Here is a 12,342-nt window from a genome sequence, read left to right as displayed (position 1 = left end):
ATATTCACCATGTATCAACACATGGTTTTCAGAAGGCTTTCAGAAAATTTAGACACAAAAAAACCTTATTCCAGAAGGTTTTTAACTTTCTGAAATAAGGTCAATGATTCTTTAACGTATAAAAAGACAGAACAAATGGATACTTTAAGTACCTGTCCTGCTAAGATTAGACTATTTTTTATTAAATTATGTCTCTCTCTCTCTCTCTCTCTCTCTCTCTCTCTCTCTCTCTCTCTCTAGCAAAATACAACTAACCTCCAAATTTTCAAGCGAAAAAATGCAGTTAATCATTCCTGTATTTTGTAGTACATTGAACATATATACTGTTTGTTTTATAGAAAACATATAATGTTATTTATTCAATATCTATATTGCCTTTCACTTATTGGTGTCAGAGCAATCATACAGCAATGTTAATTAATATAAAAACAGAAGGGACTATCCTATTCGTCCAAATAAGTATTCCAGCTGGCCATTGGCGATCCTGTATACTTATTTGGTATATTAAGATACTGAAGCATAATGAGGCTGAAATAGCCCTTAATTACTTGCGTAGCCGGTATTCTTTAGGTGTCATGTTGTACTTTTTCAGGAATTCGCGATAGAAGTATGACTTATTGTTAATACCTACCTTATACATGATTTCCTGAATGGTGAGGTTGGTTGTAATAAGCAGTTTGGCAACTTGTGTAAACCTGTAATCTTTAATGAAATCGTTAGGGGAAAGTGTTGTTATTTTCTTGAATTTACGATAAAGGCTACGAGTGCTCATATTCAACTTTTCGGCGATGAATTCGGGCCGTAGGTTCTCTTCTTCCATATTATCCGATATAATATCTATAACAGAATCCATGAAAGCTTTATCTTCCTGATGGATCAATTGCCCGTCTGAATATTTATAGGCACTCTCGGGTGAATAGAAGTAGTCCTTCAGCTCATCTTTCACCACCAATAAACGGTTTATGACCGAACGAAGTACAAGTGACGAAAAAGGTTTCGTCAGATAAGCGTCGGCCCCTATATCGAGACCCTCTGCCTGCTCTTTCTCACTGATTTTAGCGGATACAATTACAAGTGGTATATGTTTTGTAAATTTATCGTTCTTGAGGTTATTTATAAACTCCAGACCGTTCATACCCGGCATCATAATATCGGTGATAATAAGGGAAGGGGTCTCTGATTCTATAATTTTGAGAGCTTCGGGAACATTATAGGCGCTTCTGATATGATAACTTTCGGATAAAATATCCGAGATGAGCCACACTATATCCTTATTGTCATCAACAATCAGGATTGTCTGCTTCTCTCCTGCAGATTGTCTAAATGAATCGGTATCCATTGGCAGACTATTCTCTTCATCAGCCAAACGTTCTTCCGCTGTTACCTGAAGGACGGGCAACACGACGATAAATTCAGCAAATTTGCCGACTTCACTCCTGACCGAAATATGTCCACCAAGAGACTCTACTATATCATGGCAAATGGATAACCCCAATCCATGCCGTGATGTCATCAACGGATAAGAGTTGTTTGCCTCGGTATTCTCGAGCACACCGTAACGATCGAATATGGATGGTATGTTCGACTCTTCTATACCCTGTCCTGTATTGTAGACACTAAGTACGAGCTGGTCGTTATCTATCCCGGCAGATATTTTCACCTCGCCTTTTTCTGTAGTATATTTAAAAGCATTGGATACCAGATTTACCAGGACCCGGTTGAATCCGAATATATTCGTATTCCAATATAAATCGTCAGGAATTGAGACTTCAAACATTATACTATTTTCTTCTGCAATAGGAATGAACCAGTCCATTTGCCTTCTTACCAAATCCGAAACCAAAGCCTCTTCGACGTAGCTAAAGTCCAACTTGCCTTCTTCCATTTTCCTGAAATCGAGAATCTCCTGTATCAATCCGCTCAGGTTGGCGACATTATCACGTAATATACCTGTATATTTACGAATATTTTTATCTACTTCGGCCGACTTTTCAATATAGTCCGTTACTCCTTTTATCACTGTCAGAGGAGTACAAAACTCATGGGTAACATTCGTAAAGAAATTCAGCTTCGCTTCCAGTAGCTTTTCTTTCTGTTCTTCGTTTATCTTCTGTGCAATCTGGATTTGTTTATCCATTATTCGCTTACGGATAAGATATATAATATAAGAACAGATAAGGACGAATGCGACTACATATGCCAGATAAGCCCAACTGGTCAGATACCATGGCGGCAGCTTCCTTATTTTCAAAGAATAGTACTTTTCTTCCGAGTCGAGCACATCATTTTTATATTTCACTTTCAGCACATATTCGCCATGTGGCAGATTAGTGAATGTAACTTCGTTTGTTTTCTGAAGTTCGGTCCATGTTGTATTATAGTTTTCAAGCAGGTACGAGTATTCATAATTTTCGCCATTTATATAATCCGTTGCAACAAACGAAATGGTAAAAGAAGAGATATTAGCCCCGATCTCCAGGTATCCGTCTTTTTTGTTTGTATAATCGTAAAGCGACCGGCTTTCGCCTGCTATCTGTAAGTCGAAGAAGTAGAGGTCGGGTTTATAATTGTTTTGCAGATTTACCTCCTTAGGTTCTACCCATGTAAGTCCGTTTATTCCGCCAAAGAAGAGCCGGCCGGTTTGGGGGCATTTCCAATAAGCATCGTCGGAAAACTCTGTCACCTTAAGATCGGGATATGAATAATTATGAAAAAAGTCGTTGTGCGGATTATATTTTATAAGACCTTTATTTGAGCTCAACCAGATACACCCGTCAGCATCTTCGAGTATTCCATGAATCATATCGTTAATCATGCCATTTCTCCGGTCAAACTGTTTAATTACAGTATTACCATCCTTTAAAAATTGGATACGGGTCATCCCTGAACTGGCACCAATATAAAAGGTAGAGTCTTTGCTCTGGTAAACACACAATACATCTCCGATAGCTGTATTTTCTGCATTTTTCATCTGAATGAAATCATACTGTTTACTTTTTATATTATAACGTGCCACACCGTAACCTCCACGGCTTCCGATAAATAGAGTAGATGCTCCGTCGTAAAACATAGAATGAAATTCAACACAAGTCTTATCTCCCTTTTTCAGAATGTATTCATTTACCGATTTGACTGAGAGACGGGAGTTTTCATCCTTAATGATAACTTCGAGCAAACCATTACCGGCCGTCGCCATCCATAGAGTAGAATCATTCACTTCACAGATCGAATGTACTTTCCCTATTGTACTTCCATCCTTTTCCGATAAAGATTTTACCGTGTTATCCTTATATGAATAATAGGAGAAACCCGGCCCTTCGGTCCCTATCCAGAGTATATTCCGGTATTTACTTCTCAAGAAACAAAATACAAGATTGCTCGATAGCCCATTGGCTGTTGTATAATTTACAAACTGGGACTGAGACACTTCACGCTGATTGTGTTCATCGTAATTTTTGATTCGCATTATACCATCACCTTTTGTACCCACCCACAGGTTCTGTGATTCGTCAGCATAAATAGATCTGACCGGCTTTTGAGTACCTGAAAAAAAGTTGTCGAATATAATATTTCCGAACAGATCATGTCCCTGATAATACATTTGCACCCCCCTCCCATCAGTACCAATCCAAAGCACATCCTGTTTTTTATCTTGCAGCAAACAGAAAACCCTTATCCCGAGGTAAACGGTTTCAGGTTGATAATCATTCTCTACATCCAGCCTTATCAACCCATTATCGTTGAAGGAGACAAACAAATCGGATTTGAAAGAAACCACACGGGATATCCCTCCATATTTTCCTATCAGCGCCGATAGGTCTGTGATCAATATCCTCTTATTATCTGAGAGATCATACAGATAGAGTTTTCTTTCGGCACTTATATAATAAATCTTGTTATCTTCATAGTAAGCATTTATTATGCTTTTATCGTGTAGTAATGATTCGTTTATCTGCAATCTGATATCATTATTTTTCGAATCTCCGGCAATTTCTATATTTTTCAATTTTCCATCAGCAGTAATCATATAGAGTTCGTCATCACCACCAACAAACAGCGCCTTCACATTATCCATATCAGCCCCCGGCAAATGAATATCTGTAAAATTCTTATTCTCCTTGTTATAATGGGATATATAGTTCTTTTTACTTATAACCCAGGTATTTCCTTTCTTATCCGCAGCCAGAAGTTTGGCCTCCGGCAATTCGGGATATGATTCTATAACTTTTCTTTCTTTCAACGAGAACTTATTCAGTCCTAGAAATGTAGATATCCACAGGTTTCCTTCGTCTGCTTGTGTGATATTGTGGATAATATTGCTGCATAAGGAAAACTCATTATCGAATTCGGATCTGTAGACAAAGGTGTTTTTTCCGTTATACAGATTCAATCCATCGTATGTACCGAACCACATATAGCCATCTTTGTCCTGATACATACAAAGAATCGCATTGTTCGACAAATCGAGTTTATCGGCCCTATGTAATGTATATGACGCATAGGACAGGAAGATATTGGTCAGAAAAAAGACAACCAATAAATAAGACTTCCTGAAATTCCTGTTATTTTTTCTATTATTAAATTGAAAAAGCAGATCATTCATAGCCATGGATTGATAAAAAGGGATATTCTTTTTACAAAAATACAATTAACATTCGGATAAAATAAATAAACGTCATATAATGCAATTATATTTGATTTTTTGTTCCTTATGTCTCATTTGTATTGCATATCTAAATTCAACATGCTCATATATCCAAACTTAATAAAATATCCTATCAATTATTCATATTTCTTTAAGCAGTATATATTTCCTTTGTCAATATAAAAGAAAGACAAGGATAAATTATCATAAAATATTCTATAAAAGAAACGGTATCTGTTTTCAGATAAATAAAACAATTATGTTTCACAGCCAAAATAATGCAGCAAACAACCAAACTTTTTCTCCTGAACATTTGGGAGTTAGCATTATTTTACTAGAGAGAGAGAGAGAGAGAGAGAGAGAGAGAGAGAGAGAGAGAGAGAGAGAGAGAGAGAGAGAGCATAAACCAAAACTAACCAAACCTTGCAGAACACGTACATGCACAACGCGCATTTACGCATCAAGTAAGAATAAAATCCGAAAAAAACAAAAATCCTGTAATTTTTATTCCCAAAAGATTACAGAGGCCAATGCTGTGCCTTTTCTCCTGCCATATATGTATTATTTGTCTTCACTATCTGACGGATTGTTTGAGAAAACGGGCTGCAGAATCTTTTATAGGCAGGGAAAAGGCATGGCTTTTCAGGTTTACCACAAAACAAACATACAAAATTATAAAACCTATGAGAAAGAATTTAATTTATGGCTTTATGTGCTTTTGCTTTGCAGCACCTGCATCTATGACAGCCCAGGTAACCATCGGCAGCAGCGAGACTCCCAATCCGGGGGCGCTACTCGACCTTAGAGAAGATATTTCATCAAATACAGTGACAGCTAAAAAAGGACTGGCACTGCCCCGGGTGATGCTCACAGACCTAAAAAACCTGTATCCGATGTTTGAAGCTGACGGTAGCGAATATAAACTCAAAGGGCAGCAATATTCAAAGGCAGACCAAGATGCCATACATACCGGATTAGTCGTGTATCATATAGACAATTGCAGCCTCTATGGAAACGGGGCATATGTATGGGATGGTGAGCAATGGAGACCTCTGAAAGCAAACGCCACTCTGGCCGGGCTGAATTTCAATCAGGATTACTTTGATCTACCCAGTGGAAAAGATGCCCGCGGAATGACATCTCAGGATTTGGAAATAGCCTGGCAGAAAGATCCGGGCCCTAGCTGGACTCTGGAAACTGTCAGCGGACTCGATGCCATCCCGTTTACAGGCAACCCTTTGTCACCGTCTACATTAGTAAGTTCACCCGCCACAATGGAACTGCTACCCGATGCCATGACCGATACGGAAGTTACCGCTACCAATCCCTGGAAAAGCAAGGAAAGCAGGCTCGCGTTCACTTATGCCGAATGCGGGAATGACAGATATGTCACTCTTAACCAGACCAATTACGCACTGAAGGTAAACGACTCTTTTGACAACAGCTTTCTCTATAACCCCGGATATACAGGAACTTTCCCGGTACAAGGTAATGCGACCTGGAAAAATACGCTGTTCAGCACATCATCTATGTCGAGTGTCAGCCCCTCCACCGGCGGAGAAACCCTCAAAGACGGTACCACCGCCAGTATAGATGTAGCCTATGTAGTAGGTAATTCCGGCATACGCTACGACACATCCGATATCACATTCAGTGATACGCAGGCACCCAAGCGGTTCGATGATATATTGGTCCGCATCATGAACTGCAACACCAACATGTACGACCCGCCTATGGAAGACTGGGCCAGAGTAGCAGGCTTCAGTGAAGCCGACATAGCAGAGGTAAAAGCCGACGCTACAGGCAATACCTCTAAAGGGCCTACCGCAAATGGTACGATGCTTCACCGCGATCAAAGCGGAAACCTATTCCTATCAGGACGCTTTGGCTACGAAGATGCCCCGCTGAACACAGTGGAGCGGCGATGGATGCTCAACAACCTGGCAGCAACCGACTATGCTGTGGGAAATCCACACTTACACGGACGACAGCTGATGCAAGGCGATGGAGTAAATTCGGTTTATAATACAGCTTATTATCATTATCCGGAGAGAAAATTATCAACTTATACAAATAATCCCCGCCTAGGCTTATTATACACTTGGGATGCGGCTACCGGAGGAAAAGGAGGGAAGAACGGGAATACGCTTATTAAGGACGCTGAGGATGTGAATCAGAATCCGGACAGAGTACAAGGCATATGCCCTAATGGCTGGCACCTCCCCAGTGACTGGGAATGGACGGAACTGGAAATAGAATACAACGTCAACACCAGTAAATACAGTTCTTTACCTGATGCTAACGGGACTATTACCATTGGTGTGGGAGGGCATGAGCGAGGTACTACCCATGGCTGGGCGATGATAGATCCTTGCCCTTCTCCGGGCCAGACGCTGCCTCCTAACGGACAAAGTAACATTATCAGTAATGATCCTTCAATAGCCCCGGGCATGAATATTTTGCTCGCCGGTATGGTGTACAACTCTGCATCTAATTTTTATGGAGAAAACGTTTATATTTGGACGGCCAGCGCAACGAATAATAGTTCCTCTGCTGTGTCACGCGGGTTTTATTATTATATGGGTGGAACAGACCGCCGGTACCCAGCCCGGTCTGGTCAATATTCTGTCCGGTGCAAGAAAGACTGATTTAGCTGGTACCTATAATAGCCGTGGGAATTTATTCCTGCGGTTTTTTATTTTAGTATATGGACTGTTATTATACTGATAATAATACGCTAAAACGCCTTCTCATCCCCTTTGAAGACATTGGCAACGGTGAGGTAGATTATCTTCAGATCGAGGAAGAAAGTCCAGTGTTCGAGATACCATACATCTCTTTTTACACGTTCTTCCATTTCCTCTACGGTTTTGGTCTCTCCTCTGCATCCGGTTACCTGTGCCCAACCTGTGATACCCGGCTTCACCAGATGGCGGACCATGAATTTATCTATAAGAGAGCTATAGAGGTCGGTATGTTGAAGCATGTGCGGGCGAGGTCCGACAACAGACATATCATTCTTAAATACATTGATAAACTGAGGTAGTTCGTCAATACTTGTTTTTCTCATAAAGGCACCCACTTTGGTTATACGTGGATCTCCTGCTGTGGCTTGCTTTTTGTTCGCCTCTTCATTCAACCGCATCGACCGGAACTTATAACAGTAGAATTCTTCACCTTTGATTCCTGTTCTTTTTTGTTTAAAGAATACAGGCCCGGGGGAAGACCATTTTATGATGGCTCCGAAGATGATATATACAAATGGGAAAATAAGGGTCAGTACGAGACCTGAGAAAATAAGGTCGAATGTCCGCTTAATAAATCTGTTTGTAAAATGCTGTAAAGGCTCATATCTAAGGCTCAATACAGGAGTAGATTCTATAAAATGTAAAGAAAATCGCCTCCTCATATATTTATGAAACTCAGGTATAAGATGGAACCGGATCATATTTTTTTCACAGAATCTTACTAAATCATAGATCAACTCGTCCTGATTCCCTGACAGGGTACAGAACATTTCATCTACTTTTACACCCTGAACATACTCTTCTATATCAGAAATTTTTCCAAGGTAATTAGGTAATACATCTTTCTTTGAAGTATCATTATCGAAGAATCCTAAAATTTTATAACCGAACTCACTGAAAATAAGCGACTCGTATGTCTTTATAGCACTACCTCCGGCTCCTATAATAATAACCTGTCTATAGTTATATCCCTTCTTCCGATACGACTTCAGTAAGAGACGGAATAATACATGCCACCCTACAAAAATAGTCCCCATGATAAAAAAGCCTACAATCCACGGGATGATAGGAATACTTATAATATGGAAAATGGAGAATCCTGCCGTCACCAACAATGCATAAAGAGTTATAAATGCTGATGAACGCTGAACTATTTTATCAAGGTATACAACGTTTGATGTAATGTGAAACCGTATAAATGAAGAAGTAAGGAAATAGCACAGGTTAATCAATAGAAATGCTATGATTTTCTCTCTGTAATGCAGGCTTTCGGTTACTACATCGTCTTGGCGAAATATGAAGAACGCCAGTAAAAAAAATATATTAATAAGGAACAAGTCGCCAAAACGAACTATCCAGTCAATCAGGTAACCATATCCTTCTTTTCTATCCGTACTATCCATAGTGTAAATAAAACAGAATGCAAAGATAATATTTAGTTCTCAGATTTTAGCCTATTTACCCCTCTTCTGTATATCATAAATATTATTAAAGCGGATATAATGAAACTTACAGATATAAGCAGTGCATTTTCTTCGAAGCGGAAATTCTCTATCTGGCTGGCTTGTGGCGTATCGTAATACATATGAATGAGTACCACATTTATAGCGTTATGTATTATATGCACAATGACCGGAACCCATATACTTCCGGACCATACGAACAGATAACCGAGTAATGCACCTAATAATACGCGGGGTACAAATCCGTAAAATTGTAAGTGAATGGCACTGAAAATAATCGCAGTGATCCAGATGGCAAGGTGCCGGTTTTTCACAATCTTCAGCATTATCTGTTGTAAGCAGCCTCTGAAAAAGAATTCTTCTGTCAAACCTGCCAGGACCGCAATCACCAAAAGATTAATGATAAGGGATATGATTGTTCTATCTGCGAATACCAGCTTCAATGTTTTCTCCGCCGATTCCTCATATTCCTTCATCCAATCGAAGAATTCCGGCAATATCATCTGCTGGTTGTAGTATCCTATACAGTTTATCACTGGTTGGATAAAAATAATCAGGAGGATTGTACCAAGTAAGAATAATGTATCGATCTGTTTCCTTGTATTTAAGTAATTCTTGATACTGCCCTGGTACAGAAAAGCATAAACCAACGAAGGAATTAAAAACAGAAAGACAGTTTGTATTACCTGGGCGATCTGGATAGCAGGCACTGACTGTAACGGATTATCGGCAGGCACCATCAAAAGAATAACCAGGGTAGCCATAATCAATCCTGAAAAAGAAAGGAAACAGAAGAAGAAAAACTGTGACCAGCCTCCCATATTATATAATATACCTTTGTTATCCATAGCCATCGCTTTTTATTTTTGATTAATGCGGAGCACAGTTACGCCTGTACAATTCTTTGAAGTCTGGCAATACTCCAGAAGTGTTTTTTGCTCAATAATCACCTGTTTAGCCTTGCTCGATGCATGAATGAAATGTAACTTCTCTTTTTGCCAATAAGCAATTCCTACATGAGAATAATCCAAACCCGCTATTGATGTGGCAAATACAATTATATCCCCGGTTTTTATTTTTTGCCCATTATTATAGATTCCAGCTGTCGGCAGTACTTCATAAGCATTTCTCTTAGAAATGTCCTTCTCTATTTTATCCAGCTTATCAATGTTTTGTGCGTTGTTTTTGAGATGCTTATATAATTGAGGGTGTATTGTCATAAAGTTGATATCCTTTTTAACCTTCTCCCCTCCGATTTCTGAACTGATATTTTTCAGCATCCCATGTTTTTCATTTTCATATATCCAATCACTCGTATAATGCAGGCGCGATGTGTAGCCGGCAACCTCACCGTCCCGATAACGCATTGTTATTAGTGTTTGCAGATAATGGTTGTAAGAAAAATCACCGGATTTGATAACCTGTGACAACGCAATACAGTTTTCGACAAAAGTAGTACAATCAAATTCTCTCAGGTTAATAACCATTCGCTCCGCATCCGATATCTCTAGTGTGGACGCAACATATGGTTTTCCCAGAAAATATTTGGCGGTATTGATCAATATTTCTTCAAAAGGCCTGTCTCTCTGCTTTTCAAACTGCTTTATATAGGTTTCGTAGATACGCACATCGGACGGAGTGGAGATTATATCTCCTCCTTTAGCTACATTCGACAGAGCCAGCAATGAGAGTATGAGTATAACTAATCTTACAGGTTTCATATTTAAAGCACAAAGATAGTTAATAATATAATTACCAAAGCAATAGATATACCTGACATCTTAACTCAGTCCTACAATCTTACCATCTACGATATCAATATATTCAGCCTGAGGGACAGCAGGTAAACCCGGCATGCGCATAATACTTCCGGCAATAGCTACTATAAACTCAGCTCCATTGTTAATTACAATATCATTCACAGTAAGAGTAAAACCTGTGGGTGTACCATAAGCATGAGCATTGTCTGAAAAAGAGTATTGGGTTTTAGCAATACAGACTGGGTAATGATTAATCCCCTGCTTCTCTATCAGAGCCAGCTTTTTGCGGGCTTTATCTCCAATTCTGACCGATGCCGCCCCATATATCGATTTGGCGATCTTGTTTATTTTCTCTTCTATAGAATCACTATCTTTATATGTAAAGCTAAGATCCTGGGATGGTCTGTTCTCTACTTGTCTGACTACCTCTTCTGCAAATTCAATTGCTCCTTCTCCTCCCTTTGTAAAAGAATCGTTCAAGGCAAAACTTACCCCCAATTGATGACAGTGATCTTTTATCAATTCTATTTCTTCTTCGGAATCGAATCCATACCGGTTTAGAGCAACCATAACGCTTTGTCCGAACGATTTCATGTTCGCGATATGCTTGTCAAGGTTAGCGAACCCTTTTATCAGCCCTTCCCTATTCCTCTCCTTGATGCTTTCAATCGGTACATCTCCATGCATTTTCAGAGCTTGAGTTGTGGCTACAATAATGGTGAGCTTGGGTGATATCTGCCCCTTTCTGCATTTGATATTGAAGAATTTCTCTGCACCAAGATCTGCACCAAATCCGGCTTCGGTGATTACATAGTCGGCATGGCTCATAGCCATCTTTGTCGCTATCAACGAATTGCATCCGTGAGCGATGTTGGCAAACGGCCCTCCGTGTATGATGGCAGGAGATTGCTCTGTGGTTTGTACCAGATTCGGGTTTATCGCATCCTTTAGCAGTACGGTAATGGCACCGGCTACACCAAGATCTTTTACAGTGAACACATTCCCGTTAGCAAAATAACCAAGTATAATATTTCCAATGCGCCTTTTAAGATCTTCTATATCAGAAGACAGGCAAAGGATTGCCATAATCTCTGATGCGGGAGTAATCTCGAATCCCGTTTCGGCCGGAACCCCATTTTCTGAACCGTTTAGTCCCGATACAATATATCTGAGGTTTCTGTCATTTACATCGAGCACCCTTTTCCATACTACCTCTTTGAGATAATTATCTGTACCCCTGTTCCGGTAAAGATAGTTGTCGAGCAGAGCTGTAATCATATTATGCGCAGATGTTATGGCATGAAAATCTCCGGTAAAGTGGAGATTGATGTCTTCCATCGGTAGTACTTGGGCGTAACCACCTCCGGCAGCTCCGCCTTTCATCCCGAAGCATGGCCCGAGAGAAGGCTCGCGAAGTGCTACTATTGTTTTAGCTCCGATCTTATTCAGACCTAAAGCTAAGCCGATAGATGTGGTAGTTTTACCTATCCCGGCCTTTGTGGGTGTGATGGCTGTTACAAGAATAAGATTGCTCTTCTTCATTCTCTGGTCGTCAATGAAGGAGGCAGGGATTTTTGCTATATGTTTACCATACTGATGCAGTTCTTCGGCATTGATTCCTGCTTTATTTGCTACATCTGAAATCTTATCAAGTTGGATACTTCCGGCTATTTCAATATCTGTTTTCATCCTTTGTTACTGTGTATTTTCTTTTGGGAGCACAAAGA

The 12,342-nt window shown here is 39.8% G+C and carries 8 protein-coding genes; 2 read left to right on the top strand and 6 right to left on the bottom strand.

Annotated elements, in window-relative coordinates; all coding sequences use genetic code 11:
• Window positions 1-186: 186 nt before the first annotated feature.
• Entirely contained in the window at window positions 187-345 is a 159-nt protein-coding gene (locus tag QZL88_RS10895) for a hypothetical protein (RefSeq protein WP_296941086.1), read from the bottom strand.
• A gap of 199 nt (window positions 346-544) precedes the next feature.
• Window positions 545-4,603 carry a two-component regulator propeller domain-containing protein gene (locus tag QZL88_RS10890; protein WP_296941083.1) on the bottom strand — a complete coding sequence of 1,353 codons (4,059 nt, stop codon included), beginning with the start codon at window positions 4,601-4,603 and terminating at the stop codon, window positions 545-547.
• Between the two features lie 301 nt (window positions 4,604-4,904).
• Here QZL88_RS10890 and QZL88_RS10885 point away from each other — a divergent pair, with 301 nt between their 5' ends.
• Window positions 4,905-5,450 (top strand): hypothetical protein, encoded by a 546-nt coding sequence (locus QZL88_RS10885; protein WP_296941081.1) that lies wholly within the window; start codon window positions 4,905-4,907, stop codon window positions 5,448-5,450.
• Window positions 5,356-7,293 carry an FISUMP domain-containing protein gene (locus QZL88_RS21210; RefSeq protein ID WP_363927922.1) on the top strand — a complete coding sequence of 646 codons (1,938 nt, stop codon included), beginning with the start codon at window positions 5,356-5,358 and terminating at the stop codon, window positions 7,291-7,293. Before QZL88_RS10885 ends, QZL88_RS21210 begins: the two co-directional genes overlap by 95 nt.
• A gap of 89 nt (window positions 7,294-7,382) precedes the next feature.
• On the opposite strand, the gene QZL88_RS10875 is transcribed toward QZL88_RS21210, so the two are convergent.
• Genes QZL88_RS10875 through QZL88_RS10860 form a run of 4 tightly spaced genes read right to left on the bottom strand, consistent with a single transcriptional unit; the run spans window position 7,383 to window position 12,304 of the window.
• A complete protein-coding gene (locus QZL88_RS10875; protein ID WP_296941079.1) occupies window positions 7,383-8,795 on the bottom strand; it encodes an undecaprenyl-phosphate glucose phosphotransferase in 1,413 nt (470 codons plus the stop codon).
• Window positions 8,796-8,827: 32 nt separating this feature from the next.
• On the bottom strand, window positions 8,828-9,703 hold the full coding sequence (locus tag QZL88_RS10870; protein WP_296941077.1) for a type II CAAX endopeptidase family protein: 876 nt from the start codon (window positions 9,701-9,703) through the stop codon (window positions 8,828-8,830).
• Between the two features lie 12 nt (window positions 9,704-9,715).
• On the bottom strand, window positions 9,716-10,576 hold the full coding sequence (locus tag QZL88_RS10865; RefSeq protein WP_296941075.1) for an N-acetylmuramoyl-L-alanine amidase-like domain-containing protein: 861 nt from the start codon (window positions 10,574-10,576) through the stop codon (window positions 9,716-9,718).
• A gap of 60 nt (window positions 10,577-10,636) precedes the next feature.
• On the bottom strand, window positions 10,637-12,304 hold the full coding sequence (locus QZL88_RS10860) for a formate--tetrahydrofolate ligase (RefSeq protein WP_296941073.1): 1,668 nt from the start codon (window positions 12,302-12,304) through the stop codon (window positions 10,637-10,639).
• Window positions 12,305-12,342: the final 38 nt, after the last annotated feature.

The sequence above is a fragment of the uncultured Dysgonomonas sp. genome (genome assembly GCF_900079725.1).
Classification (GTDB): Bacteria; Bacteroidota; Bacteroidia; order Bacteroidales; family Dysgonomonadaceae; genus Dysgonomonas.
The sequence above is the reverse complement of the archived record's forward strand: the minus strand, read 5'-3'. Positions and strand labels throughout refer to the sequence as shown.